We start from the raw sequence: 15,738 nt of genomic DNA, 5'->3' as shown, positions 1-15,738 counted from the left end.
GGATGACAAGAATGAATAATATCGTTGCATGTATTGATGGTTCAAAATTGACCTTAGCGACCTGTGAAGCCAGTGCTTGGGCAGCTCAAAAAATTCAGCAACCGTTAACCTTGCTGCATGTACTTGAAAAAACAACTCGGCCTGTGGTGAGTGAACTGTCGGGCCAAATTGGCTTAGGTAGCCAAGAAGAGCTGCTTAATGAGTTAGTTGAGCTGGATGAGCTGCGTAGTAAAGTCGCCTTAAAACATGGCAAGCAGTTGTTAGCAGATGCTAAAGAACTCGCCTTGGTTAGAGGGGTTGATGAGGTGGCCCAATTACAGCGTCATGGCAACTTTATCGAGACCTTAGCAGATTTTGACGCTGACTTGAGCTTATTGGTGATGGGGAAATCAGGTGAAGAGCATAGTGCCAGCAGTACGATTGGCTCGCAGCTAGAAAGCGTAGTTCGCTCGATTAAGTCAGATATCTTCGTGGTCAGTGAATACTTTAATCCGCCAAATGCCTACATGATTGCTTTTGATGCTAGTGACGCCAGCGAATTGTTAATTGAAAAAGTCATCAAATCTCCTCTGCTGGCCAGCTTGGAGTGTCATTTAGTGATGGTCAGTAATCATGGTGATAAAAGCTTAGCTTTTGAGGGCGCGGCAGAGCGACTGAAACAAGCAGGTCTATTTATCACTCAGAGCGTGTTAACTGGCGCTGTCGATGAAGCACTATTAAGTTATCAACAGCAACAGCAGCTCGATATGATAGTGATGGGAGCCTACAGTCATACAAGATTGCGGCAGTATTTTGTGGGGAGCAACACAACTCAAGTGCTAGCCAAAAGTATAGTTCCTTTATTGATCATGCGTTAACTACACGCCTTGATGATGTTATTAGCCATGTGCCAAAGGGGGCATGGCTAAGTTATTCAAGCAAGCAATATCAGGTTCAGGCTTGGTAATTTTAAGTGAGTATTTAAAGAAGAGTTAACTGACAAAGCTGGTCGCAATTGGGTAGAATGAGGCAGATTTTTTATTCACTAGAGTGGCTGGCATGCACGTACATATATTAGGGATTTGTGGCACCTTTATGGGTGGCTTAGCATTATTGGCTAGAGCGGAAGGGCACAAAGTCACCGGCAGCGATGCCAATGTTTATCCGCCAATGAGTACGCAACTCGAAGAGCAGGGTATCGAGCTTATTCAAGGCTTCGATCCGTCACAATTAGGCATCAATGAAGATGATGCGCCAGATTTAGTGGTGATTGGTAATGCCATGAGTCGCGGTAACCCTTGTGTTGAAGCGGTATTGAATCGTGGAATTAAATACACTTCAGGGCCACAATTTTTAGCCGAGCACATTTTGCCACAGCGCTGGGTACTGGCTGTATCGGGCACTCACGGCAAAACCTCAACCTCAAGTATGCTTGCATGGATTTTAGAAGACTGTGGCTATGAGCCTGGCTTTTTGATTGGCGGTGTACCACAGAACTTTGGCGTATCTGCACGCCTAGGTGGCTCACCTTTCTTTGTGGTTGAAGCGGACGAATACGACAGTGCATTTTTCGATAAGCGTTCTAAGTTCGTCCATTATCAGCCGCGCACATTAGTGATTAACAACTTAGAATTTGATCACGCTGATATTTTTGATGATTTAAAAGCGATCCAACGTCAGTTTAACCACGTAATACGTACCGTACCCGGTGAAGGCAAGATCATTTGGCCTGCGGATGCGAGCAGTGTTCAGCAAGTGATTGATATGGGCTGCTGGAGCGAACAAGAGACCTATCACCTAGCGGCAAATAAGCAAGGTTGGTATGCGGTGAACTTGGCGGAAGATGGTCATAAGTTTGAGGTCTTCTTCGATGGAGAGTCTCAAGGTACTTTAGACTGGCAATTAATTGGCCAACACAATATTGAAAATGCAGTAATGGCGATTGCCGCTGCGCGCCATGTAGGGGTTAAACCTGAGGCGGCAATTAATGCGCTAACTCAGTTTGCACCACCAAAGCGCCGTATGGAGTTACTGGACACTGTAAATGGTATTGAAGTGTATGACGATTTTGCCCATCACCCTACGGCGATTACAACTTCGTTAAGCGGCATGCGTGCTCGGGTTGGGAAGAGCAAAATTACCGTGATTTTAGAGCCTCGTTCTAACACGATGAAAAGCGGCGTGCACAAAGATACCTTAGCCAACTCTTTGAGTTTGGCGACTAACGCCTTTTTATATCAAGCGGGTAACATCGATTGGGATATCAGCGAAGCGATGGCATCGGCATCAGTTCCGGTTGAAGTCTTATATGATATCGATGAGATTGTGGCTAAGGTCGCAGCTCAAGCTGAGCCGGGAGAGACTATTATTGTAATGAGTAATGGTGGTTTTGGTGGATTACACCAAAAGCTGCTCGCTGAGCTTCGTATTAACATAGGTAAATAATAGGCCATGAGCGTTAAATATCGTAAAGCAGAAAAGTCGATAAGCTTAGCTTGGACCGGTGCGTCTGGTGCGCCGTACGGCTTGAGATTGCTAGAGATTTTATTGAAAAGTGATTATCAGGTATTTCTGATGATCTCATCGGCTGCTCGCGTGGTGTTAGCCACTGAGCAGGGCCTACAACTGAGCGCTAATAGCGACAAGGCTAAACAGCAATTACTCGCCCAATTTGGTGAGGTTGCTGGTGAGCTTATCGTTTTAGGCAAAGAAGAGTGGTTTTCACCACCTGCGTCGGGCTCCGCTGCACCGAAGCAAATGGTGATTTGTCCGTGCAGTACCGGCACTTTAGCTGCGGTTGCCACGGGTATGAGTAATAATTTGTTAGAAAGAGCGGCAGATGTCGTAATAAAAGAACGCGGCCAATTAATCTTGGTTCCGCGAGAAACTCCTTTTAGCGCCATACACTTAGAGCATATGTTGTCACTTTCTAAGCTAGGTGCGACCATTATGCCAGCGGCACCAGGCTTTTATCATAATCCCAAATCGGTTGAAGATCTGGTAGACTTCATGGTCGCTCGAATTCTTGACCATCTGGGCGTTAACCATGCACTAACGAATCGCTGGGGTTATGACAAGCATAACGTAAGCGATTTCGACAACTGAGAGTTATATGAAACACACCACTGAAGTGATGATCACTGCTGAAGAGATCGATCAAAAATTGGATATTTTGGCTGAGCAGATTAATGCACATTATGCCGATAGCGACCGCCTACTAATGGTAGGTCTGTTAAAAGGTTCTGTTGTTTTTATGGCAGATCTTTGCAGACGTATTAAAGGTCACGTTGAGATCGATTTTATGTCGGTTTCAAGCTATGGTAATGCAATGAGCAGCAGCCGCGATGTAAAAATCCTTAAAGACGTACAGTCTGATATTCAGGGGCGTGATGTACTGATCGTTGAAGATCTCATTGATTCAGGCAATACCTTGTACAAAGTTCGCGATATGTTGTTGCTACGTGAGCCAAAAAGTTTGGCGCTTTGTACTTTACTGGATAAGCCTGAACGTCGTGAAGTTGACGTACCTGTGGACTTTATTGGCTTCACTATCCCTGACGAGTTTATCGTTGGTTATGGTATCGACTATGCGGAGCAGTATCGTAACCTGCCTTACATCGCTAAAGTTGTGCCGTTAGAAGACTAAGCAAAAGTTAAGTTATGGCGCCATACCAAGGGTCAAGTTACCCTAGTTGCATGGTACCTAACCTAATACAATGACTCCCGCTATTGCGGGAGTTTTTATATATTTTCAAATGGATTGGAATAACCATGGCAAATTCACAAGCGGCCCTCGTTATTGACTCTTTAAAAAAAACCTATAAAGGCGGAGTTGAAGCGGTAAAAGGCATTAGCTTAACGGTTAATAAAGGTGATTTTTTTGCACTTTTAGGCCCAAATGGCGCAGGTAAATCAACCACTATAGGGGTGATCAGTTCACTGGTACAAAAAAGTTCAGGCAAAGTCTCGGTGTTTGAGCATGATATTGATACTGAGTTAGAGCTGGCAAAGCTATGTATTGGGTTAGTGCCACAAGAGTTTAACTTCAATCAATTTGAAACCGTGCAGCAAATTGTGATTAACCAAGCTGGTTATTATGGTGTTAAGCGCGATCTAGCGCTTGCTAGAGCGGAAAAGTATTTATCTCAGTTAGATTTGTGGGAAAAGCGAAATAGCCCTGCAAGAGAGCTTTCTGGTGGTATGAAGCGCCGTCTAATGATTGCCCGTGCATTAATGCATGAGCCAAAGCTATTAATTTTGGATGAGCCTACAGCAGGCGTTGATATTGAGCTGCGTCGCTCGATGTGGACTTTCCTTACCGATCTCAATGAGCAAGGGGTGACGATTATTCTCACCACCCACTATCTAGAAGAAGCTGAAATGCTGTGCCGTAATATCGGCATTATCGATAAAGGCGTGCTGGTGGAATGCACCAGTATGAAGTCTTTATTGAGCCGCCTGAACATGGAAACCTTCGTACTCGACTTAAAAGATGACTTAGCCCAAGCACCAGAGCTTAAGGGAGTAGAGTCTCGTTTACTAGACGGTCACACTCTAGAGGTGGATGTCGCCAAAGAACAGGGGCTAAATAGTGTGTTTGTGCAGCTTAACGATCAAGGCATTCAGGTATTGTCTATGCGTAACAAAGCCAACCGCCTTGAAGAACTGTTTGTCGGTTTGGTCGAGAAAGGTAAAAATAATGGAGATGTGAAATGAACATGAAAGCGCTGTATTTCACAGCTTTTAAAAGTATTTTAACCAAAGAAGTAAATCGCTTTACCCGTATTTGGGTGCAAACCTTAGTGCCGCCAGCAATTAGTATGACACTGTACTTTTTGATTTTCGGTAACTTAGTCGGCAAGCGTATTGGTGATATGGGTGGCGTATCGTATATGGAGTTTATCGCACCAGGCCTTATCATGATGGCGGTGATCACGAGTTCATACTCTAACGTGGTGTCGTCGTTCTTCAGCGCTAAGTTTCAACGCAATCTTGAAGAGTTGATTGTCGCACCAGTTCCACATTATGTGATTATTGCTGGCTATGTTGGCGGCGGTGTAGCTCGTGGCCTATGTGTGGGTACGATTGTGACCTTAGTCGCTATGTTCTTTGTCGACATCAGTATTCATCATCTGGGGCTTGTTGCGATTACGGTATTGCTGACGGCGATTTTGTTCTCGCTTGGTGGTTTAATTAATGCAGTATTTGCTAAAAGCTACGATGATATTAGTATCGTACCGACGTTTGTGTTAACGCCGTTGACCTATTTAGGCGGCGTGTTTTACTCGTTATCGCTATTACCTGAATTTTGGCAAGGCGTGTCGGCCCTAAACCCTATCGTGTATATGATTAACGTATTTCGCTATGGCTTTTTAGGCTATGCCGATATGAGTGTACCGCTATCTATTGGCGTGATGGTTGGTTTCTGTGCAGGCCTTTGGGCTGTGGCTTACTACCTTATCTCTCGAGGTATTGGTTTAAGAAGCTAATTACAGAGTATGCTAATCATAAAAAGCCAACAGACGACTGTTGGCTTTTTTGTTTGCACCATTAGAGCAGACCGGACGCTAGTTTTGTTCGATAAACTCCAACACACTAAATAGCTGGCTAATATCGGTTGCCATTAATTTGCTGGTGCAACACTGACCTGCTTGGCTGGCGTGTAAGCGTACCCAATCGATAAGGGTAGGCATTAACACTTGTGGTGCGGATAAACTAAAGCTAACTGACGCATTATCGTCAGAGATTTGATAACTGCATCCTCGAGCGTCTATAACCATTACTTGAGTAAGATCGCCTAACATTGGTAGTTGCTCATGCAGTTCTTCAAATTGGTTCAAGTACAGGAGTTCGTCTTGTTGCAATTGCTTAATGAATACAGGCCAATGGAGTAATGCGTTAGACAAAAGGTGAGCTCCGTCAATCAACTAATGATTCAATATACGGCTGGCTTGGAGGAGGGGCAACAGCTTATTTGTTATGGCTTAGTTCGTCACAGTGGTTTCTTTCTCGATCAGCAGCTTTCTGTCGATGAGTAAGTTAATCGCGCTGGCGTTAACATTAACAAGTTGGTCGAAATGTTGATTCATTTCGTTGATAGATTCTATGTATTCAGGATCTGTAGGTTCTTTCTTTTGCCAATAGCGATTGCGCTCAAGCTTTTGTAATTCACTTGCTCTGAGTATTTCGTAATAGCTGTTTTCTTGACGAAGTCGATACACTTCGCTATCGAGTAGCTGTAGTAAACGTTTTTTAGAAATGGTTTTTTTATTGAGCAATGCTTGCAGAGGATCTTGAGTTTTGATTTTCTTATCTGAATCAGTTTCAGTTGTGATCCCTAACTGATATTCAATTTTATGCTGGCGAAATTCTTCCGGACAAGATTGCTGACTAAAGACTATTTTTTCATCTTTAGTGCACTTAAAAATACTATTTGCCGCCTGAGCAGATCCTGCAAGCGCAATGCAAATAATTGTGAGTATAACTTTCGCCATCCGGCTAACTATCCTTATTGACCTAAATGCTTAATTTTAATGTTAATTTCTAAATATCATTCGATATATCTTCAAGCGATGTTTAACAGCTAATTACAGCTAGAATTAACAAGAACGCTAAAAAATTAACAATAGTTCATACTATGGCGTAACTTGACGCATAACTCCAGTTTTTTGACACTTATTAATTAACCAATAAAATCGAGGGCAGCCCGCGAATATAGGCTAATAAACACTAATTTAGTTGCGTAAATTCAATATTTTGACACAACTTCTTATTTGGTTAATATTGGCCGAGATGGGTTTAAATTCGTCAGCAAAAGAATGCAGAGGTTCCATTTTACTTATAAAAAACGGCCCTAAACTAGGTTTAGAGCCGTTAATGATTTCGCTAAGGCTTCGCTAGAATCTTACTCGGCTAAAGTGGTGATCAAGTTGACAACTAAGTTATCGATTAGTCGAGTGTTGCCCATGTAAGCCGCGACTAAAATAACGAGTTCAGTTTCTTGGCCGTTAGCAATGGCAAAAGTTTTGGCATCACGTACATCAAGGTAGTCATGCTTAAATCCTGCATCAGCAAGTTCTGCTTCTGCTTGTGTTACCACTGCATCAATGGCTAACCCTGTCTGCAATGATGCTGCCATCTTATCTAAGCTGCGCTTAATTTGTGATGCTTGATTTTTTTGCTCTGCTGTTAGATAGCCATTGCGTGAACTCATAGCAAGACCTGAGTTTTCACGTATGGTTTCAACGCCAAGGATCTCGATTGGCATCGATAAATCGTCAACCATAGTACGAATGACTAATAACTGCTGGAAGTCTTTTTGACCAAATACCGCAATGTCTGGTTGCACTATGTTGAATAACTTACACACAACCGTTGCCACACCTCTAAAGTGACCAGGGCGACTGGCACCACAAAGCTCATCTGAGATACTTGGCACTTCAACAAAAGTCTGCGTATCCATACCTTTTGGGTAAATAATCTCTGGCGTTGGGGTAAACAATAGCTCAGCACCTGCGGCTACAAGTGCTGCTTGGTCGTCGGCTAAAGTTCTAGGGTAAGCATCGAGATCTTCATTTTGGCCAAATTGCATCGGGTTAACAAAGATAGAAGCCACTACATGGTCTGCACGTCGTTTTGCTTCCTTCACTAAGGTGATATGGCCTAAGTGGAGATTACCCATTGTTGGAACAAAGGCAACAGTTTCGCCTTTAAGGCGCCATGCGTTAACTTGGGCGCGAATATCTGCAATTGATTGAGTCGTGATCATGATTTTTGCTGCTCAGGGAACGATAAGAAATAGTGCTCTCAACCGTTAAGCTGAGAGCAACTGATTAGTTAAATGTGTGCTCGTCGCCAGGGAAAATACCTTGTGCAACTTCGTCAATATAAGCGCGGACAGCAGCACGGATCTCGCCAGTTTGCTTGAGATAGTTCTTAGAAAAACGCGGAATGTAGCCGCTAGAGATCCCAAGTACGTCATGCATGACTAAGATCTGACCGTCGGTATCTTTACCTGCACCAATGCCGATAACAGGAATAGTCAGTGCTTGTGTAATCGCTTTGGCTAGCGTTGCAGGAATACATTCAACCACAAGTAACTGCGCGCCCGCAGCTTCAAGCGCAAGGGCTTCTTCTAGAATTCGCTGAGCATTATCAGCATCGCGACCTTGTACTTTAAAGCCACCAAACACGTGTACTGACTGTGGTGTTAAGCCTAAGTGCGCACATACTGGAATGCCGCGCTCGGTTAGCATAGCGACACTTTCTAGTAACCACTTACCACCTTCCACTTTAACCATGTTCGCGCCAGCTTGCATTAGCGTTGTCGCGTTAGTCATGGTTTGCTCTGGCGTGGCATAGCTCATAAATGGCATATCGGCGATAAGCAAAGCACGCTCTACTCCACGACGAACGCAACGGGTGTGATATGCAATATCATCAACAGTTACAGGCAGGGTATCGCTATGACCTTGTAAGACCATACCCATTGAGTCTCCTACTAAGAGTACATCAACGCCTTCGCTGTCGAATGCACCGGCGAAGCTGGCATCGTAAGCGGTTAATGCGGTGAATTTTTTACCTTCTTGCTTAAAGGTACGCAGTGTTGAACTTGTAATTTTAGACATAATGGTAATTTTAAAATCCAATTTGTAAAAGTCGTTATAGGCCAATTAAGGCGTGACTTCAATGATTTAAATGTCGAATTTTTTAAAGCAGAAACGGGTTATTTGCCAAGTCGATATCGCTAGCCTATGGTGTTTGGGCTATGACTAATTCAGCTCTTAATGCGTCGTTGAGTAAGCTCGAGAGCGCAGTGCCGTCAGGTAAGATAAGATCGGCTGCAATATCACTTAGAGGCACAAGCACAAAGCTACGTTCGCGCATACCGTAATGCGGTACGACTAAGCGTGGGCTATCAATGCATTGGTCATCATAAAGGAGTAAATCTAAGTCGAGAGTTCTTGGTCCCCAACGTAGCTCACGAAGGCGGCCCTGTTGGTTTTCAATACTTTGTAATGCATCTAATAAGTCGATGGGACTAAGTGAAGTCTTAAACCCTGCGACGGCATTAACATAGTCTGGTTGCTCAACATCGCCCATGGGGGCTGAACGATAATAAGGGGAAACGCTAAATGAGTCGGCAGCGGCCAGGCTCAATAAGGCTTTACAAGCATTATCGAGCTGGCTAATCGGGTCGGCCAAGTTAGCACCGAGTGCGACATAAACCTGTGCCATTATTCAGCAGGTTTTGGCGCCGATTTCGCGCTAGGCTTGCGGCGTCGGCGTTGATTAGTATTGCGGTTGCGGCCGCCTTTATTGGCTGAGCGAGCAATCACATTACGTTGATCTTCGTTACCTTCAACAAAGCTCTTCCACCATGCAGCGTTTTTAGCGACCAAGCCGCCTTCTGCGTGGCCACGTAATAATAGTAAATCGTAAGCAGCTCTAAACTTAGGATGTTCGATAAATCTAAAGGCTTTAGTACCTTTATTACGTTCGAACCTAAGCTGTAGTTGCCAGATATCTTTAGTCACAGTGCTAAAGCGACGTGGGATGCTAATGGTGCGGCATTGTTGCTCCATTACATCGCCCATAGCTGCATTGTAAGCATCGTAAGATGAAAGGCCGCTTTCTAAGGCGATATCATCAGCGCGCTGACTCAGCGGATACCAAAGCAGTGCTGCATAGAAAAAAGCAGGCGTTACCGGCTTATCTTGTGCTACGCGCTCATCGGTATTGGCCATCATCTCTAGCATCAGCTTAGAAGTTTCGCCGTTTGGATATTCTTTTAGCAGTGCTTCAACCAACGGGAATAGTGGTTCAAACAAGCCAAACTCACGCATCATTTCGTAGTTTTGTAGGGCTTTTCCTGCAAAAAATAGCTTCAATACTTCTTCGTACATACGTGCTGCAGGAATGTCTTTGAGTAAACGAGCTAAGTTTTTAATGGGTTCAGCGGCTTTCGCTTCAATCGTCATATCAAGTTTAGTGGCAAAACGTACTGCACGCAGCATACGCACCGGGTCTTCTCGGTAGCGGGTTTGCGGATCGCCAATTAAACGAATGGTACGATTTTCTAGATCTTGTAATCCACCGCCATAGCTGTGAATAGAGAAATCACTAATGTCGTAATACAGTGCGTTGATAGTAAAATCGCGGCGTTCAGCATCTTCGTCAATACTGCCATAAACGTTGTCGCGCAGTAGTCGACCTGACTCATTAGTCTTAGAGATCTTTTCACCACTATCTACGTGGTGGCCACGTAGCGTTGCTACTTCAATAACATCACGCCCAAATACGATATGCGCAAGACGGAATCTACGACCAACTAGGCGACAGTTACGGAATAATCGTTTGATCTCTTCAGGAGTAGCATTGGTAACAACATCGAAGTCTTTCGGTTGCAGTCCCAATAAAATATCGCGTACGCCGCCGCCAACCAAGTAAGCTTTAAAGCCTGACTTGTGCAGTCTATAGAGTACTTTGATCGCATTGTCGCTGATTTGTCTGCGAGAAATTGCATGCGCATTTCTAGGCACAACTTCTAGGCTAAGACCGGTCTGCGTGTTTTCTTCAACTTTTGGAGTATCTTCAAAAAGCTGTTTACAGAATTGACTAATACGGCGAAAAATGGGACACCTCTGATTCGGATCTTAATTTGGGTAAAAACAAGTGAGCTATGATAACTCAATTAAAGCTTAATGAGTATACGATTGATCTCACGTATCAAGCAGTATTTCCGATTGCTTTGGCACCTTAGCCAAATCAAATTGCTCAACCGCTTGTTCAATCATCTTAGACACTTGAGATTCTGGGGTTACCGCAGCTTGGCCTAAAAAGGCTAAAGCTGCATTAATACTGGCTTGAGGCTGACAATTATCAATTGCAGGCGCATGATTTTGCTTCGATAGTTTTCTGCCTTTTTCAGCACAAGCCAAGGGCAAATGCAGCCAATCTGGTGCAGGTGCTTGTAAAATTTGGTATAGACTTTGTTGTCGACAAGTCGGCTCAAGTAGATCGCAACCTCTAACCACTTCGGTTATCTGTTGGTGAATATCATCAAGTACCACCGCTAGCTGATAGGCATATAAGCCATCGCTGCGCTTAATTATAAAGTCCTCAGCAGCAAAGATTTTATCAACACTAACAGGACCCATATGCAGGTCGTTAAATGTGTCTATCGCAAATGGGTTACGTACTCGAATGGCTCCGCTTGTTAAACCTGAAACCAATTGTCCACAGCGTCCATCATAACTGCCAGCCATAGCTTGAATTTGCTTACGAGTGCATTGGCAGTAATAGGCTTGATCATCAAGCAACAACTGTTCAATTTTTGCTTGATAGACCTCAAGACGTTGGCTCTGATAGAGCACAGTGTCATCCCACTCTAAACCATAGGCTTCGAGGGTTTTGAGGATGGCAGTGCTTGCGCCTGCAACTTCACGAGGAGGGTCAATATCTTCGATACGAACCAACCACTTACCACCCATTTTTCGGGCACGCAAAAAACTGCCAAGGGCAGCGATTAGTGAACCAAAGTGAAGTGGACCAGATGGGGAGGGCGCAAAGCGACCTATATAAGAAGTCGTATTAATCATTAGGACTAGCAAAACAAAAGAGCGGAGCCTAGGCTCCGCACTTAAGACAGAAGTTAACCTGCCATTTGCTTTTCTTTGATCTCAGCAAGCGTTTTACAATCGATACACTGATCGGCTGTTGGACGCGCTTCTAATCGGCGAATACCGATTTCGATGCCACAAGATTCACAGAAGCCAAAATCATCTTCTTCAATCTTCTGCATTGTCTTTTCGATCTTCTTAATAAGCTTACGTTCTCTGTCGCGAGCGCGTAGTTCTAAGCTAAACTCTTCTTCTTGAGCTGCACGGTCGACAGGATCTGGGAAGTTTGCTGCTTCGTCTTGCATGTGATTAAGAGTACGATCAACTTCTTCGCGCAATTGGTTACGCCACGCTTCAAGAATCTTCTTAAAGTGACCCAATTGAGCCTCGTTCATGTACTCCTCACCTGGTTTTTCCTGGTAAGGATCTACACCTGCGATAGCGAGCACGCCAAGTTTTCTAGTGCCTTGAGGCATAACGCATCTCCTGTTAATCATTTGCGTTGTTGGGCGTCTTAAATAACGGCCGCTATCTATACCAGAAAGCTTTTCACTAGGCAAATAATTTATGTTAATTGGGCTCTATTCTTTGACTATGTCCGCTATTCAGAACAATTTCAACTCTATCTGCAGATTTATAGGTTAACCGGACAGGATTTAACCAAATGTGTCTCTATCGGCGATGAGTTGGCACTATAGGCGATAATCTCTACACCTTTACTATGTGCTTCAGTTAGCAAAAGCGCGTAATCAGGATCAATATGTGCTGCAGCTTGGACACTGTTTATGCCCGAATGCTGAACAACAAATAGTAATACTGCGCGTTGCCCTTGTTCGACCATTTCCATTAACTCTCGTAAATGTTTCTGGCCGCGAGTGGTCACAGCATCTGGAAAGTAGCCGTGACCGTTTTCTAATAAGGTACAGCTTTTGACTTCGATATAACAATTAGGCTTTTTTTCATCTTGCAGAAGAATATCGATGCGGCTGTTTTCACTGCCATATTTAACTTCTCTGCGCAGAGATGAATACCCTTGTAACTCGCTAATAATGCCATTATTAATAGCCTCTTCAGCAAGAGCATTTGCACGGCCGGTATTGATACCAATGATATGCCCTTTATCGCTTTGGGCTAACTCCCAGGTACGACTGTATTTTCGTTTAGGGTTGTCTGACACCGAGAACCAGACTTTCTGGCCTTCGAATAGGCAGTTTTTCATCGAGCCGGTATTGGGACAATGAATGGTAACCACTTCGCCGCTTGGCAATGTTATATCGGTTAAAAAGCGTTTATATCGCTTAATCAATACGCCACTTTCAAAACTAGGATCAAATTTCATTACCGCACTCAAAGATATTATTTTCCTTTTAGGGTAACAGATTAGCATCGTAATTGGGGTTCGAATTTTTGCTATTTAGTCTCTGATTGTCTGTGCAAATTACGGGATTATTCATCGAGAGTTTACTGTGGCAAAAAAGTGCCACTATCACAGCGTACCGATTGCGTGAGTGACTTTAGATATCTTCGAGGATGCAGTAGACTGCCTGCATTAAAAATAGGCTGGTTGTTGAGAATTGCGGCGAATAGCCGAGGTTATCAACATATCGATTCATATAATAAGGACCTAAAATGACGGATTTGATGCAAGTAACCCTGACTCACGAAGCCCCCGCCGCCCATTGGGGCAAGGCTGATGTTACTTTCGAGGCGACTGTGGCCTCTATACACCTACAAGCTGGCGACACTTTGTTGCAGGTACAACAAGCTGCGCGCAAACTAGAACTACAAGGCGTGACCCAAGTGGCCCTTATCGGTGAGCTGTGGAGTGTTGATTTACAATGGGCGTTTGCTCAAGGTTTTGCAACGGCGCAAACTGCTCCTGTTATTCATTGGACCGGCGATACTGAGGCGCAAACATTGTTAACTAGCCGCCTAGAAAGTGCCACATTTGCTCGCCAACTCATTAATGAAACTCCTGAGAACCTTTCGCCAATGGTGTTAGCAACCCAAGCTGCAAAGTGGTTGAGTAATATTGGTGGTGATAAAGTGACTTACCGCATTATTGAAGGCGAACAATTACTGGAAGAGAAGTGGATCGGTATTCACGCTGTGGGCCGCGGTAGTGAACGTCCACCAGCTATGTTAGAACTTGATTTCAATCCGTTAGCTAGCGACGCAGAAGTGTCGGTGGCACTTGTGGGTAAAGGCATTACTTTTGATTCTGGTGGTTATAGCATCAAAGGCTCTGAAGGCATGCTAGGTATGAAATGTGATATGGGCGGTGCTGCAACTGTGACTGCTGCGCTTGGTCTGGCGATGAAATCAGGGCTTAATAAGCGAGTAAAACTCTTTTTATGCTGCGCAGAAAATTTAATTAGTGGTCACGCTTATAAATTGGGTGACATCTTAAAATACAAAAATGGTGTGACGGTAGAAGTGGTAAACACTGATGCCGAAGGCCGTTTAGTGTTGGCTGATGGTTTGCAAGCTGCATCTGAAACGGGGGCGCCGTTAATTATTGATGCAGCTACGCTAACTGGCGCGGCAGTGATGGCCGTCGGCAGCAATTATAATGCTATCTTCTCACCAAAAGCAGAAGTGTTAGCACTCGCTCAGCAAAAAGCCTTAGCGGTTGGTGAGCGTGTATGGCCATTACCATTAGATCCATGGCATAAAGATAACTGCCCAAGCCCTTATGCTGATACTGCTAACAGTCGCCCAATGAAAGGCGGTGGAGCTGGTGGTGCATCAAATGCTGCTGGCTTTCTTTGGCGTTTTGTATCGCCAGAAGCAAACTGGCTGCACATCGATTTAGCTTCAGCGTTCTCAGATACGGGTGATCACCTCTGGTCTGCTGGTGCAACCACTCACGGTGTATTGACCGTTGCAGGTTTGCTTGAAGATTAATATTGCAAACTATACGCAAAAGGCCTCGCATTAGCGGGGCTTTTTGTTTAAACCTCAAGATTTGTTGCGCTTCTCAGAGATGATTATCACTAACTCTAGGATAGGATCTTTGCTAATAATGGAAGGGAGTGTTACTGAATTTGCCTTTGCCAAAAGTCGAAGTGTGTTGCATTATTGTTACTAGGTGCAATTGGTAGCATAAAAGGCTCGCAATTATGACGCTTAGTTTTAATGAATTTTCCATAAATACTGAAGCATTAGAATTGCAGGTTGCAGACCATGTTGTTGCGATTGATGAGCGCAATATAGCCTTGTTGCAAACCCTTGCACAACACTATCCTGAGCATTGCAGTAAACAAGAGTGTTTAGCGTTAATTTGGCCAGAAACCATAGTGTCCGATATGTCATTATCGAAGTTGGTTTCTGATACTCGTAAGTTGTTTAATCAAGCTGGTTACAGTGGGCCGTTAATCCAAACAGTGCATGGCCGTGGTTATCGTTTAGATCATGCATTAGGTAAGCAGTTGCAGGCATATTATGCTGTGAAGGCTAACCAGTTTGAAACTCATATTGAGCACTCAACTCATACGCCTTATACACCGCAACAAGGTGTACCGCAGAGCACATCATCACAACTATTGAATAGTCCATCGAGATCAGGGGAAAACCAATTAAACCAGGGTGATAACCTACAGTCGGCAAGGTCGATGAGTGTCACTCGACAACCTTCTTGGTGGGAGGTTTTTGCTAAGGTGTTAATCGCTCTAGTGCTGGTTTTGGGGTTGATGTTCCAGCTTTGGCAAGGGGGAAGCCTTAATGTCGAGCCTCAACGACAACTGACATATAGTGAGCCGCAGGGAGCTATTGGTCGTATTTTATGGATCGATGATCATCCAGAAAATAATTTGGTTGAAAAAGCGTATTTTGAGCAAAGAAATATTGGTGTTTACAATACCGTTACTTCGGAAGAAGCCTTGATGTTATTGACCATGTATAACTACCAAGCGGTGATTTCCGATATGGGTCGGCACGGAGACCCCTTAGCAGGGCTTAAGTTACTACAATCAATGCGAGAAAATGGTCATCCAACACCTTTTTACCTTTATACCTACGTTGAATCTGCAGGGCTGGTCGATGCGATCTATGAAAGCGGTGGACAAGCTGTGATTGTCGATTCTGAGTCGTTGTACCAACTAGTCTTAAGCCACTTCGTCAGTGATGAGTCTTAAGT

Annotated in this window: 17 protein-coding genes; 8 read left to right on the top strand and 9 right to left on the bottom strand. The window is 44.2% G+C overall.

Annotated features, from left to right (window positions below; translation table 11 throughout):
* The first annotated feature begins 11 nt into the window (after positions 1-11).
* The 6 genes from AB4298_RS10245 to AB4298_RS10220 all read left to right on the top strand — a co-directional run bounded on the left by AB4298_RS10245 (position 12) and on the right by AB4298_RS10220 (position 5,468).
* The gene (locus tag AB4298_RS10245) at positions 12-857 is read left to right on the top strand and encodes a universal stress protein (protein ID WP_220781667.1); all 846 of its coding nucleotides are present in this window, start codon (positions 12-14) and stop codon (positions 855-857) included.
* A 181-nt stretch (positions 858-1,038) separates the two neighbouring features.
* Positions 1,039-2,424: a UDP-N-acetylmuramate:L-alanyl-gamma-D-glutamyl-meso-diaminopimelate ligase gene (gene mpl / locus AB4298_RS10240; RefSeq protein WP_220781668.1), complete on the top strand. Its 1,386-nt coding sequence runs from the start codon at positions 1,039-1,041 to the stop codon at positions 2,422-2,424.
* 6 nt (positions 2,425-2,430) lie between these two features.
* Entirely contained in the window at positions 2,431-3,084 is a 654-nt protein-coding gene (locus tag AB4298_RS10235) for a flavin prenyltransferase UbiX (protein WP_220781669.1), read from the top strand.
* Between the two features lie 7 nt (positions 3,085-3,091).
* The gene (gene hpt, locus AB4298_RS10230; protein ID WP_220781670.1) at positions 3,092-3,625 is read left to right on the top strand and encodes a hypoxanthine phosphoribosyltransferase; all 534 of its coding nucleotides are present in this window, start codon (positions 3,092-3,094) and stop codon (positions 3,623-3,625) included.
* A gap of 125 nt (positions 3,626-3,750) precedes the next feature.
* On the top strand, positions 3,751-4,695 hold the full coding sequence (locus AB4298_RS10225; protein WP_371986610.1) for an ABC transporter ATP-binding protein: 945 nt from the start codon (positions 3,751-3,753) through the stop codon (positions 4,693-4,695).
* A 2-nt stretch (positions 4,696-4,697) separates the two neighbouring features.
* Positions 4,698-5,468, top strand: coding sequence for an ABC transporter permease (locus AB4298_RS10220; protein WP_248998313.1), 771 nt, complete (start codon positions 4,698-4,700; stop codon positions 5,466-5,468).
* Between the two features lie 78 nt (positions 5,469-5,546).
* Here AB4298_RS10220 and AB4298_RS10215 read toward each other — a convergent pair whose 3' ends face one another.
* From AB4298_RS10215 to sfsA, 9 genes are all read right to left on the bottom strand, one after another.
* Positions 5,547-5,885 (bottom strand): DUF4144 family protein, encoded by a 339-nt coding sequence (locus AB4298_RS10215; protein ID WP_248998226.1) that lies wholly within the window; start codon positions 5,883-5,885, stop codon positions 5,547-5,549.
* Between the two features lie 78 nt (positions 5,886-5,963).
* Entirely contained in the window at positions 5,964-6,473 is a 510-nt protein-coding gene (locus AB4298_RS10210) for a DUF4124 domain-containing protein (protein ID WP_248998227.1), read from the bottom strand.
* Positions 6,474-6,883: 410 nt separating this feature from the next.
* The gene (gene panC, locus AB4298_RS10205) at positions 6,884-7,747 is read right to left on the bottom strand and encodes a pantoate--beta-alanine ligase (protein ID WP_371986609.1); all 864 of its coding nucleotides are present in this window, start codon (positions 7,745-7,747) and stop codon (positions 6,884-6,886) included.
* Between the two features lie 64 nt (positions 7,748-7,811).
* Positions 7,812-8,606: a 3-methyl-2-oxobutanoate hydroxymethyltransferase gene (panB, locus tag AB4298_RS10200; protein ID WP_371986608.1), complete on the bottom strand. Its 795-nt coding sequence runs from the start codon at positions 8,604-8,606 to the stop codon at positions 7,812-7,814.
* A 124-nt stretch (positions 8,607-8,730) separates the two neighbouring features.
* A complete protein-coding gene (gene folK / locus AB4298_RS10195) occupies positions 8,731-9,216 on the bottom strand; it encodes a 2-amino-4-hydroxy-6-hydroxymethyldihydropteridine diphosphokinase (protein WP_248998230.1) in 486 nt (161 codons plus the stop codon).
* On the bottom strand, positions 9,216-10,520 hold the full coding sequence (locus AB4298_RS10190) for a polynucleotide adenylyltransferase PcnB (protein ID WP_248998231.1): 1,305 nt from the start codon (positions 10,518-10,520) through the stop codon (positions 9,216-9,218). The genes folK and AB4298_RS10190 overlap by 1 nt, the downstream gene beginning before the upstream one ends.
* 180 nt (positions 10,521-10,700) lie before the next feature.
* Positions 10,701-11,579 (bottom strand): tRNA glutamyl-Q(34) synthetase GluQRS, encoded by an 879-nt coding sequence (gene gluQRS, locus AB4298_RS10185; protein ID WP_371986606.1) that lies wholly within the window; start codon positions 11,577-11,579, stop codon positions 10,701-10,703.
* A gap of 53 nt (positions 11,580-11,632) precedes the next feature.
* The gene (gene dksA / locus AB4298_RS10180; RefSeq protein WP_248998233.1) at positions 11,633-12,076 is read right to left on the bottom strand and encodes an RNA polymerase-binding protein DksA; all 444 of its coding nucleotides are present in this window, start codon (positions 12,074-12,076) and stop codon (positions 11,633-11,635) included.
* Positions 12,077-12,234: 158 nt separating this feature from the next.
* A complete protein-coding gene (sfsA, locus tag AB4298_RS10175) occupies positions 12,235-12,939 on the bottom strand; it encodes a DNA/RNA nuclease SfsA (protein ID WP_248998234.1) in 705 nt (234 codons plus the stop codon).
* Between the two features lie 290 nt (positions 12,940-13,229).
* Between sfsA and pepB the strand changes: the two genes are divergently transcribed.
* Together pepB and AB4298_RS10165 are read left to right on the top strand one after the other, a co-directional pair.
* Positions 13,230-14,507 (top strand): aminopeptidase PepB, encoded by a 1,278-nt coding sequence (gene pepB / locus AB4298_RS10170; protein WP_248998235.1) that lies wholly within the window; start codon positions 13,230-13,232, stop codon positions 14,505-14,507.
* Positions 14,508-14,722: 215 nt separating this feature from the next.
* Positions 14,723-15,736 (top strand): winged helix-turn-helix domain-containing protein, encoded by a 1,014-nt coding sequence (locus AB4298_RS10165; protein ID WP_371986604.1) that lies wholly within the window; start codon positions 14,723-14,725, stop codon positions 15,734-15,736.
* Positions 15,737-15,738 lie beyond the last annotated feature (2 nt).

This window comes from Shewanella sp. 10N.261.52.F9 (assembly GCF_041471165.1).
Classification (GTDB): Bacteria; Pseudomonadota; Gammaproteobacteria; order Enterobacterales; family Shewanellaceae; genus Shewanella; species Shewanella marinintestina.
The sequence above is the reverse complement of the archived record's forward strand: the minus strand, read 5'-3'. Positions and strand labels throughout refer to the sequence as shown.

Excerpts from the sequence above, each read along its gene's own strand:
- folK (WP_248998230.1), bottom strand. The coding sequence starts at position 9,216 with ATGGCACAGGTTTATGTCGCACTCGGTGCTAACTTGGCCGACCCGATT.
- dksA (WP_248998233.1), bottom strand. The coding sequence starts at position 12,076 with ATGCCTCAAGGCACTAGAAAACTTGGCGTGCTCGCTATCGCAGGTGTA.
- AB4298_RS10220 (WP_248998313.1), top strand. The coding sequence starts at position 4,698 with ATGAAAGCGCTGTATTTCACAGCTTTTAAAAGTATTTTAACCAAAGAA.
- hpt (WP_220781670.1), top strand. The coding sequence starts at position 3,092 with ATGAAACACACCACTGAAGTGATGATCACTGCTGAAGAGATCGATCAA.
- panC (WP_371986609.1), bottom strand. The coding sequence starts at position 7,747 with ATGATCACGACTCAATCAATTGCAGATATTCGCGCCCAAGTTAACGCA.
- AB4298_RS10225 (WP_371986610.1), top strand. The coding sequence starts at position 3,751 with ATGGCAAATTCACAAGCGGCCCTCGTTATTGACTCTTTAAAAAAAACC.
- mpl (WP_220781668.1), top strand. The coding sequence starts at position 1,039 with ATGCACGTACATATATTAGGGATTTGTGGCACCTTTATGGGTGGCTTA.
- sfsA (WP_248998234.1), bottom strand. The coding sequence starts at position 12,939 with ATGAAATTTGATCCTAGTTTTGAAAGTGGCGTATTGATTAAGCGATAT.
- panB (WP_371986608.1), bottom strand. The coding sequence starts at position 8,606 with ATGTCTAAAATTACAAGTTCAACACTGCGTACCTTTAAGCAAGAAGGT.
- gluQRS (WP_371986606.1), bottom strand. The coding sequence starts at position 11,579 with ATGATTAATACGACTTCTTATATAGGTCGCTTTGCGCCCTCCCCATCT.
- AB4298_RS10235 (WP_220781669.1), top strand. The coding sequence starts at position 2,431 with ATGAGCGTTAAATATCGTAAAGCAGAAAAGTCGATAAGCTTAGCTTGG.
- pepB (WP_248998235.1), top strand. The coding sequence starts at position 13,230 with ATGACGGATTTGATGCAAGTAACCCTGACTCACGAAGCCCCCGCCGCC.
- AB4298_RS10210 (WP_248998227.1), bottom strand. The coding sequence starts at position 6,473 with ATGGCGAAAGTTATACTCACAATTATTTGCATTGCGCTTGCAGGATCT.
- AB4298_RS10245 (WP_220781667.1), top strand. The coding sequence starts at position 12 with ATGAATAATATCGTTGCATGTATTGATGGTTCAAAATTGACCTTAGCG.
- AB4298_RS10165 (WP_371986604.1), top strand. The coding sequence starts at position 14,723 with ATGACGCTTAGTTTTAATGAATTTTCCATAAATACTGAAGCATTAGAA.